Raw genomic sequence first — 19,118 nt, forward strand, 5'->3', positions numbered from 1 at the left:
ATGTAGTATATGGGGGGTTATATTATGAATGACAATAATGCTAAGACAATAGAAGGAAAGACTGAAAATACAGCTAAAAGGATACTTTCTATTACAATTTCAGATGACTGTATGAAAGCATATGCAAGAGTATCTTATATTAAAGATATGAAAACTGATGAATATCCGCCTAAATTTAATGTTGATGAAATAATGAAAATCATAAAAGAAAAGGATATTTTTTACGGCGTTGATAATGAAGCAGTAAAGAAGCTGTGCGAAGATGAGGGAGAAAACAAGTTCGTTATAGCAAGGGGAAAAGAAGTTGTGCCTTCTGTTGATGATGTAATTAAAATAGAATTCGAACAGGAAATAATTAAAAAGAAAGATGAAAACGAATTTAAGATAGATTATAGGGATGTTAAATCTATATGTGTTGTCCAGCCAGGTTATGTAATTGCAGAAATTATTTCAGGAAAAGATGGGGAAGACGGCATTAACATAAAAAATAAAAAAATTAAATGTGCACCTCATAAAACAGCAAAGTACTCAATAGCTGAAGGTGTAGGGATACAGGAAAATAAAATAGTTGCTACAATACAAGGAATGCCATCATGGAAAAATAATATTTTTTCAGTTATTAAAGTATACGAGATTAACGGCGATATAAATTTAAGTACAGGGAATATTGATTTCGTTGGCGATGTCATTGTAAGAGGAAACATAGACGAGAGTATGGAACTAAATGCTGGTAATGGTGCTGAAGTTTCAGGAAACATTGAAAATGCAGAAGTTCATACAAAAGGTGATTTAAAGGTAAGTGGTAACATAATAAGCAGTACAATAACTGTGGGTGGTGAAGACATTGCCAAAAAAAATGAAATAGATGTATTTAATACTTTGTGTGATATATTAGAGGAACTCAAAAGTTCAGTACAGCAGTTACAGTCTGGATACTTTAATAGCGCAAACTGTACAGATGGACAGATAATAAAGACATTGATTGAGAAAAAATACAGCAGATTGAATAAAATATGTATGTATCTCATTAAAGAAAACCTGCAAAAAGGAGGAAAATTCAGCATAATTGTTGACATGTTAAAAGAAAAAATAATTGGACTTGCTCCAGTTAGAATTAAAAAAGTATCTGAATTAGATCCATTAATAGAAGAATTAAAAAATGCAGTTAAGATGCTGTCTAAAGATATTAATCTTGATGCTAATATGTATGTTCAATATGCTCAGAATTCAACTATCAAATGCTCTGGTGATATAGTGATTAATGGTAAGGGGATTTATACATCAGATGTACAAGCTGGTAATGCTATATATTGTATGATGGATAAAAGCGTATTAAGAGGAGGATGCATTAAAGCAGGAAATGTGATTAAGAGTAAAATTGCTGGCAGTGTTGGGAGAGTAAGAACTGTACTAGAAGTTACCGGAGATGGACATATTTATGCAGATATAGCGTATGCAAATACTATGTTTAGAATTAATGGCAAAAACTATATTCTCCAGAATGACTCTAAAAATGTACATGCTTACATAGGAGAAGGTAATCTTATTCAAGTGGATAAGTTTGTTTTATAGGAGGAGGAATAATATTATGAATAGTGAAAGGAAAATTCTTGTTTTTGAACTTGGTACAGAGAAATATGCGATAGATATAGCTAGAGTAGAAAGAATTCTTGGTTATGCCAAACCTACAGGCCTTCCAGATTCAGATAAATTTGTTGAAGGAGTAATTGATTATGAAACTGGTGTACTTCCAGTAATTAATTTATGTACAAAGTTTAATATGCCTGGGAAACAAGTGGGTTCACAGACTAAGATCGTTGTAATAAAAGAAGAGGATTTTAAGATAGGAATAATAGTAGATGCAGTATATGAAGTTATAGATGTATCTCAAGAATCAATTGATGATGTTCCAGCTATAACTAAAGTAAATTCAAGAACATATATCAGCGGGCTTTTAAAAAGAGATAAAAGTATAGTGATACTTTTAGATATCCTTAAAATTTTTAGTGATGATGAAAAGCAAAAATTAAGATAGGGGTTAATATGGCTGAAAATGAAGTTAAAGTTGGCATTGGAGACTTAAATCTCGTTAAGTCTCCTGACAAGATAATGACCATTGGATTAGGCTCATGTATTGGTATAATGCTCTATGATAAAAAAACTTTAGTTGCTGGGCTTGCGCACATAATGCTGCCAGACAGTACACAATTTAAAAAAATAGATAATCCCTTAAAATTTCCTGATTTAGCAATCCCAATATTAGTAGACAAAATGATTAAAGCTGGATGCAGAAAAAGCAACATGACCGCTAAGATTGCAGGTGGTGCATCTATGTTTGCATTTTCAGATAAAAGTATGATTAGTGATATTGGAACAAGGAATGGCGAAGCGGTAAAAAAGATACTTAAGGAAATGTCTATTCCAATACTAGCAGAACATTTAGGTGGTAATAAGGGAAGAACCATGATTGTAGACTCATTAACAGGTAATGTTACTCTGAAAATAGTGGGTCAAGGCTTAATTGAAATTTAAAGGTGGTGTGAAATGGTGAAAAAATTAAAAGTTATAGTTGTTGATGATTCAGCGCTTATGAGAAAAATAATATCAGATATGATAAATAGCAATAATGATATGGAAGTTGTGGCGACAGCAAGAAACGGGCAGGAATTAATGAATAAACTTGAATCATATGTTCCTGATGTTATTACATTAGACGTTGAAATGCCAGTAATGGATGGTATAACTACTCTTAAAAAATTAAAAGAGAAAAAGAATCATCCTAAAGTAATAATGGTAAGTTCACTAACTGGTGAAGATTCAAAAATTACACTAGAGTGCCTTGACCTTGGAGCATTTGATTTTATAATGAAGCCATCAGGTTCTATATCTCTTGATATTGAAAAGATAAAGGAAGAATTAGTAAGAAAAATAAGAAGTGTTGAAAAAGCCAATAATAAATTTTTTGTAAGAATGACAAAAGCAAATAGTATTGAAGAGCCTAAATATAATAAGGTTATAAGTAAAAGAAATGATATTAAAGCAGTTCTTATAGGCGCATCGACAGGTGGACCAAGAGCGCTTCAGAAAGTACTTACAAAACTACCTAAGGATTTAGGTGTTCCAGTTTTTGTTGTTCAACATATGCCGGTAGGTTTTACAAAAGCCTTCGCTGAAAGATTAAATTCTTTATGTGCAATGAGAGTAGTTGAAGCTGAAGATAGAATGGCAGTAAGCAATAATATAATATATATTGCTAAAGGCGGCAGACATATGAAGATAAGCAATAGCAAAGAAATAAGGCTTACAGATGAAGATGCAATATGGGGTGTAAAACCAGCTGTTGATAAGTTGTTTTATTCAGCAGCAGAAATTTATGGTGGAAAACTACTTTCGGTTATATTAACAGGTATGGGTAGAGATGGAGCCCTAGGAACTACTGAAATAAAAAAAGCTGGGGGAAGTACTATAGCTGAAGATGCATCTACTTGTGTAATATATGGAATGCCAAAAGCAGCATATGAGACAGGAAAAGTTGATGAAGTAGTTGCGCTTGATAAGATTCCTGAAAGAATAGTAGAAATAGTTAGAGGCAGATAGGAGAGAAAGTATGGATTTTAAAGAGTTTGAATCGTGGATATATAAAGAGATTGGAATCAATCTGTCTGCATATAAACCAAGTCAGCTTCATAGAAGAATTGAAAGTCTTATGAACAGAGTTGGAGTAGACAGTTTGAAAGAATATACTGAACTTATAAAAAATAATAGTGAACAAAGACAAAAGTTTCTCGATTTTATTACGATAAATGTAACTGAGTTTTATAGAAACCCAGAACTTTTTAGGGATCTTGAAAATAAGTTAAAAAATGAAATGCAGGCTGCAAAAAGACCATTAAAGATTTGGAGTGCTGCATGTTCAATCGGATGTGAGCCATATTCTGTTGCAATGATTTTACATAAGATTAATCCTAACATTAAACATACTATTATAGCAACTGATATAGATAATACAATCTTAGGTAAGGCAAAACTAGGTGAATATACAAAAAATGAAATGAAAAATGTCTCAAATGAAGATTTAATTAAATATTTTGAAAAAGTGGACGAAAAATATTATATTAATCGAGAGATTAAAAATAGGGTGACTTTCAAAAAACATGATCTTATATTAGATAGATATGATAATGATTTTGATCTTATAATTTGCAGAAATGTAGTTATTTATTTTAATACCGATGTCAAAAATGAGATTTACAGAAAGTTTAATAATGCTTTAAAGAAGGATGGATATCTATTTGTTGGAGCAACTGAGAGCATATATAATTACAAAGAATTCAACTTGGAGAAATCATCCACATTTATATATAGAAAGAACTAGGAGGAGGATAATATGGATACATCTCAATATCTTTCAATGTTTTTGGAAGAATCAGCTGAAAATTTACAAACATTAAATGAGTCATTATTAGATTTAGAGCAGAATCCAGAGGATACAGATAAAATAAATTCAATATTTAGAGTTGCACATACAATAAAGGGTATGGCTGCAACTATGGGCTTTAATGATATAGCTGAACTGACTCATAAAATGGAAGATGTATTATCAGAATTTAGAGAAGGTGAACTTAAAGTAAGCCAGGATGTTGTAACAACTTTATTTGACTGTCTCGATACATTAGAAAAAATGGTTGATAATATATCAGATGATACTGATGAAAGTGTTGACATTTCATCAATAATGACTGCACTAGAAAATATAACAAATAGTGTAGAAAATGGTGAAAATGCTGAAGGTGCTACTCCTTCTACAGAAAACGAAGCTCATGCTGAAAGTGGTGAATTAATATCTTTACAGCTTAACGAGTATGATAAAGACGTTATAGCACAGGGCATAGAAAAGGGGTTCAATCCAATAAAGTGCAGAATTGAACTTAGTGAGCAGACTTTACTTAAATCTGCAAGAGCGTTTCTTATATTCCAGGATATAGAGGAACATGGTGAGATAATAAAATCTTTACCTTCTGCAGAAGATATTGAAAATGAAAACTTTGAATTTACAATTGAATTAGTTACATTAACAAACTTATCATGCGACGAACTTAAAAAGTTGGTTATGAATATATCAGAAGTTGATAAAGTGGTAACAGAACTGATTGAAATAAATTCTGTTAAGGCACAGGTTGCGCCAAAGGAAATAGTTAAGGCAGAAACTGCAAAACCAGCAGAAAAAGCTCCAGCTAAACCAGCTGCAAAGCCAGCAAAGAGTACTACTGCTAAAAAGCAATCAAAGGGAGAACATAAAAAAGTTCATCAGTCTGTAAGAGTTGACCTTGATAGAATAGACAAGCTTATGAACATGGTTTCAGAACTTGTAATTCATAGAACAAGACTTGAACAGATAAGTATAGGATATAAATCTCCTGAACTTAACGAAACTCTAGAACAGGTGGCAAGAATAACATCAGATCTTCAAGATCTTGTAATGAAAATAAGAATGCTTCCTTTAGATATAGTATTCAACAGATTCCCAAGAATGATGAGAGATTTATCTGTTGAGCTTGATAAGGAAATAAACTTCGTTATAGAAGGACAGGATACAGAGCTTGATAGAACTGTAATTGATGAAATAGGTGAACCGCTGATTCACTTATTAAGAAACGCAGCAGACCATGGTATTGAAAGTAAAGAAGAAAGATTAGCAGCTGGCAAAAATGAAAAAGGTACTGTTTTACTTCAGGCTTATCAAGAAGGTACTAAAGCTATAATCAAGGTTAAAGATGATGGTGCCGGAATTAATGTTGAAAAAGTTAAAGCTAAGGCTGAAAAAAACGGAATCAACACTGAAGGTATGAATGATTATGACATCAAGAACCTAATCTTTGCTCAAGGATTCAGTACTAATGAAGTTGTTACTGATATTTCAGGTAGAGGCGTTGGTATGGATGTAGTTAAGACTAAGATAGCATCTCTAGGAGGAACAGTAGACTTAACTAGTGAAGAAGGAAAAGGATCAACTTTCACTATAAAGCTTCCATTAACTCTTCAGATTATACAAGCATTACTTGTTAAGGTTGGTGAAGAAACTCTAGCAATTTCTTTAGGATTTATTGATAGAGTAATAGACTATAAAGCAGAAAACATTAAGAGAACCAATGGTAAGGAGGTAATAATTTACAGAGATGCAGTAATTCCTCTAGTTAGATTAAGCGAAAAGCTAGAAATTAACACTACCCACGAAGGAAAGAATTTTGTTATAATAGTAAAAGTGGGAGAAAAAACTGTTGGATTATTAGTTGATAGTCTTTCAGGACAGCAGGAAATAGTAATAAAACCTTTAGGAAAAACATTAGAAGGACTTAAAGAGTATATAGGAGCTACTATTCTTGGTGATGGCCTTGTTACTTTAATACTAGATGTTGCAGCACTTATATAAGGTATAACTTGGAGGGAAGTTATGAATTATGATAACTTAAATAGTATGCAGTTAGATGCATTAAAAGAGGTAACAAATATCGGAGCTGGAAATGGTGCGACTGTACTGTCTCAGCTTCTAAATAAGAAAATTGATATGAGTGTACCTTCTGTAAATATTATTGATTTTAATGATTTTTATAGAGGTATTCCTGAAGATGAGATAGTTACTGGTATTTTAGTTAGGGTGCTTGGAGATGCTCCAGGAAATATATTGTTTATATTTAGGCAGGAAGAAGCCGAAAATATAATTGAGATTTTAATGGGGAGTCAACAGGAACTAGATGGTGAAATGGCAAATTCGGTATTATGCGAAATAGGTAATATTATTTCAGCATCATACATGAATGCAATTTCAAGTCTTACAAGTCTAAGGCTTATGCCTTCAGTGCCAGCTGTAGCGTATGATATGCTTAGTGCAATTCTTACAACAACGTTTATAGAAACTGCACAGGTTTCAGACAGCGTGCTGGAAATAAAAACAATGTTATTAGGAGAACAAAGTGAAAAAATAGGCGGCGATTTTTATTATATTCCAATGCCAGGTTCACTTGAAAAAATACTAAATTCAATAGGTGTAATTTAATGGAGGTAGATTTAAATGGCAAGAGTATTAATTGTTGATGATGCAGCATTTATGAGAATGATGATAAAGGATATATTAGAAAAGAACGGATTTGAAGTTATTGGAGAAGCTAATAACGGATTAAAAGCCGTAGAATTTTACAAAAAGGAAAAACCAGATATAGTTACAATGGATATCACAATGCCAGACATGGATGGAATTGGTGCTGTTAAAGAGATTAAAGCATTTGATCCAAATGCGAAAGTTATAATGTGTAGCGCGATGGGACAACAAGGAATGGTTATGGATGCTATAAGAGCAGGTGCTAAAGATTTTATTGTTAAGCCATTCCAAGCTGATAGAGTAATAGAAGCTGTGAAAAAGGCATTAGCATAGAACTATAAGAAAGGTGGGCAAACAACATGCAAGTAATTGTGTTTAATTTAGGAAACGAACAGTTTGCAGTAGAAACTTCAAAGATTCAGACTATTACAGATGTTATGAAGGTAATAAGAGTGCCTAAAGCCCCAACATATATAAAAGGTTTAATTAATTTAAGAGGAAGTATATTATCACTTTTAGATATAAAAATGCTTTTAGGCATGTATGATGATAATTCTGAAAATGACGCTAAAAATATAATTATTCTTAAAGTAAATGATGAACAGGTAGGAATTTCAGTTGATGAAGTGCATGAAGTTATTAACGCAGATGAAAAGACAATTCAGAAGTTGAGCGATGATAAAAATCAGCCTTTTATAAAGGGAATATTAAATTTTGCAGATAGAATAGTCACATTAATTGATATTGATAAACTACTGGAAAATTAATATGGAAATGAGGTAATTGTATGGCAGATGTATTGTCACAAAGTGAAATAGATGCTCTTTTGTCTGCATTGTCTGCTGGAGAGTTAGAACCTGAAGAACTTCCTAAAGAGGAGGAAAAGCAGAAGGTAAAGGTATATGATTTTAGAAGTCCTCAGAAGTTTTCAAAAGAGCATATACGAGCACTTGAAGTAATTCATGATAACTTTGCAAGGATAATTTCAAACTATCTTACTGCACAGATTAGAAGAAATACAAAGGTAAAAATTGAAACTGTTGAGCAGATTACGTATGAAGAGTTTATACATTCTGTTCCTAATCCAACAATAATGATGGTATTCAAGATGATTCCATTAAATGGCTCAGTTTTATTTGAAATGAATCCAACATTTTCATTTAAAATCATAGACATATTATTGGGTGGAAGTGGTGATAAGGTTCATGTAAATAAGGAATTTACAGATATCGATAAAAATATTATATATAAGATTGGGTCTGGAATAATTGCAAATCTTAAACTTGCATGGGAAGATGTATTAAGCATTGATACAGAGATAGAGACATTAGATACTAATCCGGCGCTAAATCAAACACTTGCGCCAAACGAAGCAGTAGCATTGATTACTTTCTCCGCTGAAATAGGAGACAATAATACGTTTCTGCATTTATGCATACCATACCTTAGCATAGAGAAGTTCTTGGACAAGCTTATTATGCAGAATTGGTTTAGAGCTGAAGACAGTAGTGATAATGATATAGCTCATGAAAATATACGACATGGTATAGATGAGGTTACAGTTAATGTAGAAGCTGAACTTGGAAAAACAAGTATTCTTGTGGATGACTTCTTAAAGTTGACACAGGGAGATGTGCTTATGCTTAATGAAAAGGTAACAGAGCCTATCAAGGTATATATTGAAGATGAATTATGCTACTGCGCAAAACCAGGAACCATTGGTAAAAAAGTTGGTGTGTCAATATTAGATACTATAAGGAAGGATGTGGAAGGCGATGAGTAATGGATTTCTTTCTCAAGAAGAAATTGATTCACTATTGAATGGTGGAGGATCATCTGATGATGGTTCAGCTGCTGAAGAATCTGTCGATAATTTTTCTGAAGAAGCTGTAAATAGTGATGAAAACAGTCTTTTAACAGAAGTTGAAAAAGATTTGCTTGGAGAAGTAGGTAATATTTCAATGGGGGCTGCTTCTACAGCGCTGGCGCAATGTACAAATCAGCCAGTAAACATAACAACTCCAGTTGTTTCTATAACTACTTTAGGAGAATTAAGAAAAGAATTTGAAGTGCCTAATATAGTTTTAGAGGTAGGGTATACATCTGGAATAGTAGGTCAGAACATACTTGTTATGAAGAGTACAGATGCAATTGTAATAGCAAATCTGATGATGGGTGGTAATGGTGAAGTTAATACTGAACAGCAGCTTAGTGATATTGAAATAAGTGCTGTTCAGGAAGCTATGAATCAGATGATTGGTTCAGCAGCAACTTCTATGGCAACAATGTTTGCAAGAGAGGTAAATATTTCACCTCCAATATCAAGGACATGGAAGGAAAATACTGTTCCATTATCAGATAATATAGCTGATGATGAAAAAGTGGTTAAAATTTCATTCAGGCTTACAATTGGAACTCTTATAGATTCAAATATAATGCAGATTCTTCCTTTGGAAACAGCAAAGAAAGTTATTGCTATTATGATGGGTGAAGATACAGGGACAGTTGAAGAACCTGTACAGGAAAGCACAGTTCAAGCTGCTACCCCTGCTCAACCAAAAACTATAGAACAGCAGCCAGCAGCCTACCAAGAAGCTCCTCATGTTGAGGCAAGTCCACAGATGCAGCCTCAGATGCAATCTCAGCCACAAATGGCACCTCAGCCACCTGTTGAAGTGAATAAAGTTAATTTTGAACCACTTTCCAATGGGGGAGTTAAGCCTGTACATAATAATATAGATTTGATATTAGATGTACCTTTAGAAATTTCAGTAGTGCTTGGAAGAACTAAAAAGAGTATTAAGGAAATACTAGATTTAGGTAATGGTTCTTTAATTGAACTTGATAAACTTGCAGATGAACCAGTTGAAATATTAGTAAATGGTAAGAAGATTGCTAATGGTGAAGTTGTAGTTGTTGATGAAAACTTCGGTGTAAGAATTACTAATGTAATAAGTGGTGAAGAGAGAATAAAGAGCTTAAAATAATATTATAATTCCTGTAGAGTATAATGTTTGCTCTTATTGAGCAAAATAAAGTCTACAGGTTTTTTATTGTTATACAAAAAACATGATATCCTACTTTCAATTGGTAAATGTAGCAGTATATTGCTTACAAAAAATTCATATATGACTATAAATAAACGATACATAAACACGATAATAAAGTAGGAAAATTAAAGTGGGAGGATTGATTATGAACATAAATAAGATTGCAAGTACAAGCAATATTACAAAAGTATATAATTCGAATAGGGTGAATTCGATACAACATACTAAAAAAGTTGATACAGATAAAATAGAAATTTCAGATGCTGCAAGAGTTCTTAGCAGTATGAGTGATGATTTATGTGGGATAGATAGAGAAAAAAAGGTTGAAGCAGTAAGAAATCAGATCACTAATGGAACTTATAAATGTGATGCAAAGCTTATTGCCGGAGGAATTGTGAAAGCAATAAAGGAGCAGAGATAAGATAATGAGTTTATTAAAGATAATGCAGGATGAAAGGGAAGCACTTAGCGGTTTAAAAGATATGCTGGTAGAACAGTATCAGTATATTATGAAAAATGATGTTTTTGGGCTAGAGGGGATTGTATCGAAAATACAGGATAGCAATAAAAATGTTGCTCAGTGTGAAGTGAATAGGAGAAAAGAACTTGCAGGTAAATCTTTAAAAGAAGTTATTAAAACTGATTATGATTTGAGCAATGAATATGATGAAATTAATAAAGTTATTGAAGAAATAAGACTTCAGAAAGAAACAAATGAACTGCTTATTAAACAGCAGCTTGTTTTAACAAATAAGATGCTAGCAATAATAAATCCAAGCAGAGAACAGAAAACATATAATTCTTACGGAAAAGTAAGAAGATAAATGGAGGTGTAATAATATGGCTGGATTATTTTCTACATTTAATGTTGCAAAAAGTGGTATGTCAGCACAGCAACAGGTTATCAATACAACATCTCATAATATATCTAACGCAGCAACTGAAGGATATTCAAGACAGAGAGCTGTGCTAAAAACAAATGCTCCGCAGACTACAACTGGTGGCGTTGCAGGACAGATTGGAACTGGTGTCCAGGTAGCTGCCATAGAAAGAATAAGAGATACATTCTTAGATTATCAGGTAAGGAATGAAAATAGTATATATGAGCAGTATACAACAAGAGAAAAGTTCTTGAGCGAAATTGAAGGGATATTTAATGAACCTTCAGATTCAGGACTTTCAACTCAGTTGGGTACTTTTTTTGATGCTTGGCAGGAACTTTCTAAGCAGCCTCAAAGTTCAAATGCTAGAACAGTAGTTGCTCAGCAGGCACTAGCATTAACTGATTTAATTAATAGTTCATATAATAAGCTGCAGAATCTAAGAAATAATGCTCAGGATTTAATGCTTAGCAGTGTTAAAAATATTAACTCGATATTAAGTGAACTCGATGATTATAACAGACAGATAGTCAGTGTTACAGCGTCAGGAAATACCCCAAACGATTTAATGGATAAAAGAGATATGCTGCTTGATGAACTAAGCGGTAAGTTTAATATTACTGTAGAAAAAGGTCTATATAATGGTGTTACAGTAAAACCTGTTGATACAAACGGTATGGTAACTCCTGAACTTATTCAGGCAGATCTTACTTCAACTCAGGCAAGATTTTCATATGTGTCAGGCATAGAACAGGATCCTTCAGATCCATCTGGAAACACATATAAAATAACATACTACAAATGTGGACAAACTGATAACGAGCAGAGCAAACAGACTCTTACAGTCACAGGGCTTACACCTGATAAATTAAATGATTTAAAAACAAACAGAATATTATGGGCTGACCTTGATGGAACGGCAACTAGGGCTGATGGATTCCCAATAAGAAATGGCGATACTATTCCTGCTTCGGAACTTATGATATTCAAACCTACAACAGGAGAAGTTGCAGGAAACTCATCTATACAGGCAGATATTGACACTTATATAGATGGAATTAACAAGATTGCAAAGACATTAGCTTTTGCAGTAAACTCAATTCATAGTGGTATGCAGAATCCTATCGATGAGAAAGGCACACCTGGTTATGATGGGATGCCGTTCTTTGTTAATGCTGATGTTGCTATATATGATAAGAATATGAATATGACAAATATTTATGATATCCTAAACAGCGAATCAGGTATTAATGGTGGAAACCTTACAGTAAATAAAGAAATAATTGCCGATGTTATGAAGATAAAAACAAGGACTACAGATTTTAATTACTTAACAGCGGATCAGAATACAGTAGATGGTGAAGGTGATGGTTCTAGAGCACTTGCGATTGCCAAGTTAAGAAATACTTTAATTTTGGTTCAGGATGTAGGCATAAACATCACAAACAGAAATGAGCTGTTCACAAGAGGTGGAAGCACATTCAGCAACAGCTATATGACTATAGAGAATAATATAAGCGGTATGACTTTAGATTCATACTTTAAAAATATGACAAACACATTAGGAGTTCAGTCAAAGAAGGCACAGGATATGGTAGCAAGCCAGAAAAATGTTCTTGATGCATTAAACCAGAGAAGAGATTCAGAATCTGGTGTCAGTCTTGATGAAGAGATGGCCAACCTTATTCAGTATCAGCATTCATATACAGCAAATGCTAAGGTTATTTCAACAGTTGATGAACTTTTAGATGTCGTTGTTAACGGACTTAAGAGATAGTGGGGGGTAAAAAATGAGTATGAGAGTAACAAACAGAATGCTTGCTAATAACTTCTTAGGAGATATGAGAACAAACTTAGCTAATCTTCAGAAAATACAGTCACAGCTTTCAACTGGTAAGGAAATAAGCAAGCCTTCAGATGATCCATTTAAGGTATCAAGAAGTATGCAATTATCTTCACAGATAAATGCTAATAAACAGTATAACAATAATATTAAAGATACATCTAACTGGCTTGATGCTACAGATACAGCATTAAACCAATTAACAAATAATTTGCAGAGAGTTAGAGAACTTGTAGTTTCAGCAGGTAATGCAGCATATGGCTCAGATGAAAGACAAGCTATTAAGGATGAACTTAATCAGAGAATAGAAGAAATCGCACAGGTACTTAATACTAACTTTGACGGAAAGTATCTTTTTGGAGGTACTAAGGTAACATCAAAACCATTAGGAACAAAGACTGATGAAAATGGCAATACAGTTATATTCCAGTCAGGAAAGAATGGTACTGAACTTTTTGAGGGATCAACAACTGAAGCTAATGTTGCAGATCAGATAAATATGCTTTCTGCAAAAATGAGTGTTGAAATATCTCAGGGAGTTACAATGGATTACAATGTAACAACAACTGATATATTCAACTTTACAAATGAAAGAGGAGAATCTGTAAATCTAGGAGCTGTGCTTAGTAATATAGTTAAAAATCTTGATACAGATACACCTGAAGCACAAAAAGAACTTACAAGTACAGATTTACAGGGGATAACTGATTCAATATCAAACCTTCTTAAGATAAGATCAGAAGTTGGAGCTAAGCAGAACAGAATGGAATCTGCTCAGGAGAAGAATGAAACTGAAAATTATAATATGACAGAAGTTTTATCTAAGACAGAAGATATTGATATTACTGAAAAGGTAATGGAATATTCAGTAATGCAGACAGTATATATGGCGTCATTACAGACAAGTGCAAAAGTAATCCAACCATCACTTTTAGATTATATAAGATAATAGATTATATCCGTTTAATTATAGGGAGGCTGCTATGAAATTTAATACTACATGCAATGGCGAAATTGAATATAGTGAAAAAGATGTTCTGACTTTTAAAAAGGGCATACCAGGTTTTACAGATCTACATAATTTTGTGATTGTTGATATTGAAGATAATGATTTGTTTAAATTGTTTCAGTCGCTAGATGATCCAGATATAGGTCTTGTAATCATATCACCATTTGATGTTATAAAAGAATATGAGGTTAAACTTAACGAGGAGATAATAAAAGAACTTAGCATCAAGAAACCGGAAGATGTTATCTTATATAATGTAGTTAACCTTAATTCTGATATAAAAAAGATTACTGCTAATTTTATGGCTCCAATTGTTATTAATATTACTAACAATTATGGGGAACAACTAATTCTAGAAAAAAGTAATTATAAGATAAAACAGCCTATATTTAGAGGTGAATAATTATGCTAGTGATAACAAGAAAAAAAGGTGAAAGTATCCTTATCGGTGATGATATTGAAGTTACAGTATCTAAGATAGATGATGGAAGTGTAAAGCTTGCAATATCTGCACCTAAAGATATAACTATATTAAGAAAAGAAATTTATAAACAGGTTGAAGATGAAAATAAAAATGCAGTAAATTTAAATCTTGATGTATTAAAAAATATTAAAAAATAGGGGGATTTACATCATGGTTGAAGTGGGAAATTTAAATAATGTACAGTCGGCGAATTCTTATTATAAAACACAGGATACAGCTGCAGCAAATGAAAAAAATGATGAATTAACTAAGAGAACTGAAGAAAAAAACTATGATGAAAAGCTTAAAAAAAGTGTTGATAAGCTTAATAAATTTATCTATGACGAAGGTGCTTATGCAGAAATAAGTACTCATAATAAATTTAGATATGATATTATGATAAAAATCATCGATAAAAAGACTAAGGAAGTAATAATGGAAGTTCCTCCAAAGAAGATTATAGATATGGTAGCCAAAATGTGCGAAATAGCTGGTGTTATATTTGATAAAAAAGCTTAATGCTGGAGGCATTTATTATGGAGTTTCAGCTTAATAAAATAGACACTAACATAAGAAGAAAGCTTCAGGAAAAAACAAGTGAAGATAAAGTCCACAGCAAATATGGAGTTAAGATTGAAGTAAATGCTGATAAAGAAAAAAGAAGCAGAGAGAACGGACAAGATGATAAGCATGATTTTGCAGAGGAACTTAATAAAGCAAACAAAAAGATTAAAGTTGCTGCGGTGAAAAAAGAAACAATACACGTGAAAACTCGACTGGAAGCACAGGTAGATAAGCTCGGCAGAAAAAAAGGTTTCTACATAGATACAAGAAAGTAGGATGATATATATGTATACTCAAGGATATAATGTTTATAAAAATAACAGCGTTACTTATGCATCTAAGAATCAATTGTTGTTAATGCTTGTTGATGGAGCAGTAAAGTTTGCCAAAATAGCTAGACAAGCTATTGTAGATAGAGATATTAAAAAGGCTCATGAAAACATAATTAAGACAGAAGATATATTTACAGAACTAAGAGTTTCGATTGATCAGAGCGCAGGTGAATGGGCTGTAAATATGTTTAATATATATACTTTTATAAATGAGAAGCTTTACCAGGCTAATATAAGTAAAGATGTTAAAGTGATGGATGAAGTCATACCGTTAATTGAAGAAGTGAGAGATACATGGTATGAAGCAGATAAAAGATCAAGATTAGGATAAAGGAGTGATTTAAATGGCAACAAGAATTACAGGCCTTGCCACAGGACTTGATGTTGATTCGATTGTAAAAACAACAATGAAGGCTTATCAGGCAAAGATTGATCAGCAGATTCAGAAGAAAGATGTGCTTGAAATAAAGCAGAAACAAGCGAGAGAACTAGTAAAGAAAGCTAATGATTTCTTTAACAAATACCTTGATAGATCAAGCAAGGATTCTCTTTTAAATTCTATAAATTATGCATCAGTTAAATTCTCTGCTGGAGATTCAAAAGAAGTTACAGTAACAGGACTTGCAGGTGCAAAAGTAGATAACTATGATATAAAAGTAAGCCAGATGGCAAGAGCAGCATCAGATACTATAAGTAATGATGAACTTAAGAAGACTGATAAGATAACACTAAAAACAGGTACTAAAGTTATTACTGTAGATATTTCAGGGATAGATAAGAATTCTCAAACCTTTTCTACTGAAGTTGTTAAGGCAATAAAAGACGAGTTAGCAGATAAAAAGATTACGGATTTTGAAGTTGCATACAGTGACTTTTCTAAAGGAGTTGTAATAAGTACTAAAGATTCTGGAAAGGATCAGTCTTTCTCATTATCATTAGAAGGTGCATTTACAGGTACAAGCATAAAGTTAAGTGACTTTGAAGCAACAATAAAAGATGGAAAATATAATATTAATATTGCTGGTAAAAGCATTGAAATTGATGCAACTAATGAAAGTGGGGATGTAATAACTGCTGATGTTATTGCACAAAAAATAAATAAAGAGCTTCAGGACCAGGGAGTTTCTGGAGTAAATGTACAATATGATGCGCAGAGTGCAGTATTTAAGGTGTCAGCGGATGCTCCTACTAATATTAAATTAAATATAGATGGCAATGACCTGGAGTACAATGTATCTGGTTCAAAGATAGAAAGAAGCACTCAGGGACAGAATTGTATTGCTACTATTGTTAATTCACAAGGACAGTCATATCAGTACAATGGAAGCAGCAATAATGTAACGCTTGATAATGTTCAGTTTAAGTTTAACAATGTTACTGATTCGCCAGTTAAAGTTACAGGTACAAATGATGGTACTGAATTTAAAGATAAAATTGTAAAGTTTATCGATGAATACAATAATCTTATAACTGATTTAAATAAAGCTACTATGACAAAACATAATAGAAATTATTCTCCGCTTACAGCAGAGCAGAAAAAAGAAATGTCTGAAAATGAGATAAAACTTTGGAATGAGAAAGTTGAAGAAGGCCAGCTTTACAGAGATTCTGATCTTATTAGAATAGCTGATGCACTAAAAACAACAATGAGTACTGTAATGAGTGAGAGTGGATTAAGCCTTGAAAGCATAGGCATTAAACCTGTCAAAGATTACGCAGGTACTAGAAATGGAACATTTACAATTGCTGATGAAAATGTATTAAAAGAGGCTATCGAAAAAAATCCAGAAGGTGTTATGGATTTATTTATAAAAGGATCAAATATTAATACCTTTGCTGGGGATGACAAAACTGGAGTGTTAAATCAGCTTTACTATACAATTAATAATGAAATGATTAAGAGTAATTCATCTCTTGCTAAAAGAATTGGTTTTGAAAATACATCAACATTTACTAATAACACAATGACTTTAGAGATTACTAATTTTGAAACAAAAATTTCAGACATGCAGAAGTCTTATACTACTAAAGAACAGGCTTTATATGCTAAGTATGCCACACTAGAAAGTGCAATGAATAAATATAATTCACAATTATCATATTTAACTTCACAATTTAGTTCATAAAATGTATAGAGAATTATTTGAAAAATATAAAGATTTAACTTTAAAAATAATTAAGTCTTTAGAAGATGATACAGATGAATATATAAAACTTATGGATGATAGAAGTGAAATAGTAAATAAGATTGTTGTGATGGATGAATATAAATTAGAAGCGAAAAAAGAGTATGAATCATTAGGATTAGGGGATCTTGATGCTAGGCTTGGAAAACTACTTAAAGACAAAATGCTGAATGTAAAAAAACAAATTGCAAATATTAAAAAGGGACAGAAAGCATTGAATGGATACACAAGTGTTAACAGGATTCCCAATGTCTATTCAAGATTACTTTAAAAATTGAAGATGGATGATTGAAAATTGGAAGTGTAAAGAGAACTCTTTCAGTATACTATTAACAATCAATAAAGAGCAGAAAACTTATTTTTTGAGTTTTCTGCTTTTTTTATTTTTTAGAAGTAATGAAGCTGTGTAGAAAAAAATCTAATGTAATTCTTAATTTAAATGAGTTGGCAAAGCATATAAATATGGATCAAGGAATTTATAATTACAAAAAAGTAATAATTTTAAAAAAATAAGAAAAAAATTAAAAAAAGATATAAAGTCTCTTAAAATGAAGTCGATATAAGAATTGTAAAATAAAAAAGGACAAGGAAGTCCGAATTTAAAAATCAAGGAGGAATATTTTATGATAATCAATCACAATATGAATGCGTTAAATGCGCACAGAAACATGACAGCTAACAATACTCAGGCAGGAAAGGCTATGGAAAAACTTTCTTCAGGTCTTAGAATAAACAGAGCTGGAGACGATGCTGCAGGTCTTGCTATATCTGAAAAGATGAGAGCTCAGATCAATGGTCTTGATCAAGCTTCAAGAAACTCACAGGATGGTATATCACTAATCCAAACTGCAGAAGGTGCTTTAAATGAAACTCACTCAATTCTTCAAAGAATGAGAACTTTAGCAGTTCAGTCTTCAAGTGATACAAACGTTGCAACTGATAGACAAGCTATCCAGGCTGAAATGGATCAGTTAAACGAAGAAATCAACAGAATATCAAAAACAACTGAATTCAATACTCAGAAATTATTAGATGGTAGCTTTGATGGTAAGTTCCAAATAGGGGCAAACGAAACTCAGAACATGGGATTATCTATTGGTTCAATGAGCGCTAACAGCTTAGGATTAACTGGTGGAATTACAGTAGTTAAAGATTTAGATGTTACTGGTAAGATGGCAGATGGAGAATATACTTTAAAGGTTTCATCAGACACAGATAAAAAAATAATTGACTCAAAGGGAAATGCTGTAGCTAAAGTTGATGGTGGAGCTATAAAAGATCTTGCAGACGCAGTTGTTGTTGATGCTACAGGTTTAGAAAAGGTTTCATTAAATAATGGTGCTTCTATAACTGTTAAAGCTGGAAAGATGACAGTGAACAATACAAAAACTGATTCAACATTAGCAACTGGAACTTATAAATTCTCAGGAAAGAATGTAATTAAAGATGGTGAACTTATAGGTGAATTAGATGGTGCTAATGTAACAGCATCTGAAAAAATAAAGACAAATGATGGAAAAGAAGTAAAACTTACTGATTTAGGATTAAATAAAGATAAGTTAACTAGTGGAGATACATTCACTATTCATGGAAGCAATGTTTCAACTAGAAAGGCTGCAGAAGGTACAATAACAACTGTTAATAATGCAATTGAAAAAGTATCTACTGAAAGAGCTAAGCTAGGAGCTGTTCAG

At 32.4% G+C, this 19,118-nt stretch carries 23 protein-coding genes; all 23 read left to right on the top strand.

Annotated elements, in window-relative coordinates; translation table 11 throughout:
- The first annotated feature begins 24 nt into the window (after nt 1–24).
- Nucleotides 25–1,572 (top strand): DUF342 domain-containing protein, encoded by a 1,548-nt coding sequence (locus tag FYJ33_RS10715; RefSeq protein ID WP_206046671.1) that lies wholly within the window; start codon nt 25–27, stop codon nt 1,570–1,572.
- 16 nt (nt 1,573–1,588) lie between these two features.
- Complete coding sequence (locus tag FYJ33_RS10720) at nt 1,589–2,035, top strand: chemotaxis protein CheW (RefSeq protein ID WP_154531736.1); 447 nt, start codon at nt 1,589–1,591, stop codon at nt 2,033–2,035.
- A gap of 8 nt (nt 2,036–2,043) precedes the next feature.
- Entirely contained in the window at nt 2,044–2,532 is a 489-nt protein-coding gene (locus FYJ33_RS10725) for a chemotaxis protein CheD (protein WP_154531737.1), read from the top strand.
- 15 nt (nt 2,533–2,547) lie between these two features.
- Nucleotides 2,548–3,597, top strand: coding sequence for a protein-glutamate methylesterase/protein-glutamine glutaminase (locus FYJ33_RS10730; RefSeq protein ID WP_328598687.1), 1,050 nt, complete (start codon nt 2,548–2,550; stop codon nt 3,595–3,597).
- A gap of 10 nt (nt 3,598–3,607) precedes the next feature.
- A complete protein-coding gene (locus FYJ33_RS10735) occupies nt 3,608–4,375 on the top strand; it encodes a CheR family methyltransferase (protein ID WP_154531739.1) in 768 nt (255 codons plus the stop codon).
- A 12-nt stretch (nt 4,376–4,387) separates the two neighbouring features.
- Entirely contained in the window at nt 4,388–6,430 is a 2,043-nt protein-coding gene (locus FYJ33_RS10740) for a chemotaxis protein CheA (protein ID WP_154531740.1), read from the top strand.
- Nucleotides 6,431–6,451: 21 nt separating this feature from the next.
- Nucleotides 6,452–7,054 carry a chemotaxis protein CheC gene (locus FYJ33_RS10745; protein ID WP_154531741.1) on the top strand — a complete coding sequence of 201 codons (603 nt, stop codon included), beginning with the start codon at nt 6,452–6,454 and terminating at the stop codon, nt 7,052–7,054.
- 15 nt (nt 7,055–7,069) lie between these two features.
- Nucleotides 7,070–7,429, top strand: coding sequence for a response regulator (locus FYJ33_RS10750; RefSeq protein WP_154531742.1), 360 nt, complete (start codon nt 7,070–7,072; stop codon nt 7,427–7,429).
- 26 nt (nt 7,430–7,455) lie between these two features.
- Nucleotides 7,456–7,863 (top strand): chemotaxis protein CheW, encoded by a 408-nt coding sequence (locus FYJ33_RS10755; protein WP_154531743.1) that lies wholly within the window; start codon nt 7,456–7,458, stop codon nt 7,861–7,863.
- Between the two features lie 20 nt (nt 7,864–7,883).
- Nucleotides 7,884–8,879 (top strand): flagellar motor switch protein FliM, encoded by a 996-nt coding sequence (gene fliM, locus FYJ33_RS10760; protein WP_154531744.1) that lies wholly within the window; start codon nt 7,884–7,886, stop codon nt 8,877–8,879.
- Entirely contained in the window at nt 8,872–10,083 is a 1,212-nt protein-coding gene (fliY, locus tag FYJ33_RS10765) for a flagellar motor switch phosphatase FliY (protein WP_154531745.1), read from the top strand. The genes fliM and fliY overlap by 8 nt, the downstream gene beginning before the upstream one ends.
- Nucleotides 10,084–10,291: 208 nt before the next feature.
- Entirely contained in the window at nt 10,292–10,567 is a 276-nt protein-coding gene (gene flgM / locus FYJ33_RS10770) for a flagellar biosynthesis anti-sigma factor FlgM (RefSeq protein WP_154531746.1), read from the top strand.
- A 4-nt stretch (nt 10,568–10,571) separates the two neighbouring features.
- Nucleotides 10,572–10,970, top strand: coding sequence for a flagellar protein FlgN (locus FYJ33_RS10775; protein WP_154531747.1), 399 nt, complete (start codon nt 10,572–10,574; stop codon nt 10,968–10,970).
- A gap of 16 nt (nt 10,971–10,986) precedes the next feature.
- Nucleotides 10,987–12,804 carry a flagellar hook-associated protein FlgK gene (gene flgK, locus FYJ33_RS10780; RefSeq protein WP_154531748.1) on the top strand — a complete coding sequence of 606 codons (1,818 nt, stop codon included), beginning with the start codon at nt 10,987–10,989 and terminating at the stop codon, nt 12,802–12,804.
- Nucleotides 12,805–12,823: 19 nt separating this feature from the next.
- Complete coding sequence (gene flgL, locus FYJ33_RS10785) at nt 12,824–13,819, top strand: flagellar hook-associated protein FlgL (RefSeq protein WP_154531758.1); 996 nt, start codon at nt 12,824–12,826, stop codon at nt 13,817–13,819.
- Nucleotides 13,820–13,853: 34 nt separating this feature from the next.
- Nucleotides 13,854–14,282, top strand: a complete 429-nt coding sequence (fliW, locus tag FYJ33_RS10790; RefSeq protein ID WP_154531749.1) for a flagellar assembly protein FliW — start codon at nt 13,854–13,856, stop codon at nt 14,280–14,282.
- Nucleotides 14,283–14,284: 2 nt separating this feature from the next.
- Nucleotides 14,285–14,500 carry a carbon storage regulator CsrA gene (csrA, locus tag FYJ33_RS10795; RefSeq protein ID WP_154531750.1) on the top strand — a complete coding sequence of 72 codons (216 nt, stop codon included), beginning with the start codon at nt 14,285–14,287 and terminating at the stop codon, nt 14,498–14,500.
- A gap of 13 nt (nt 14,501–14,513) precedes the next feature.
- Nucleotides 14,514–14,861: a flagellar protein FlaG gene (locus FYJ33_RS10800; protein WP_154531751.1), complete on the top strand. Its 348-nt coding sequence runs from the start codon at nt 14,514–14,516 to the stop codon at nt 14,859–14,861.
- A gap of 17 nt (nt 14,862–14,878) precedes the next feature.
- Nucleotides 14,879–15,181 carry a hypothetical protein gene (locus FYJ33_RS10805; protein ID WP_154531752.1) on the top strand — a complete coding sequence of 101 codons (303 nt, stop codon included), beginning with the start codon at nt 14,879–14,881 and terminating at the stop codon, nt 15,179–15,181.
- Nucleotides 15,182–15,191: 10 nt separating this feature from the next.
- Entirely contained in the window at nt 15,192–15,569 is a 378-nt protein-coding gene (gene fliS / locus FYJ33_RS10810) for a flagellar export chaperone FliS (RefSeq protein ID WP_154531753.1), read from the top strand.
- Nucleotides 15,570–15,582: 13 nt separating this feature from the next.
- Complete coding sequence (fliD, locus tag FYJ33_RS10815; protein ID WP_154531754.1) at nt 15,583–17,364, top strand: flagellar filament capping protein FliD; 1,782 nt, start codon at nt 15,583–15,585, stop codon at nt 17,362–17,364.
- Between the two features lies 1 nt (nt 17,365).
- Nucleotides 17,366–17,695: a hypothetical protein gene (locus tag FYJ33_RS10820; RefSeq protein ID WP_154531755.1), complete on the top strand. Its 330-nt coding sequence runs from the start codon at nt 17,366–17,368 to the stop codon at nt 17,693–17,695.
- Between the two features lie 352 nt (nt 17,696–18,047).
- Nucleotides 18,048–19,118: flagellin N-terminal helical domain-containing protein (locus FYJ33_RS16875; protein ID WP_154531756.1), on the top strand; the 1,071-nt coding region annotated here is incomplete at its 3' end.

The sequence above is a fragment of the Inconstantimicrobium porci genome (genome assembly GCF_009696465.1).
GTDB classification, from domain to species: domain Bacteria; phylum Bacillota; class Clostridia; order Clostridiales; family Clostridiaceae; genus Inconstantimicrobium; species Inconstantimicrobium porci.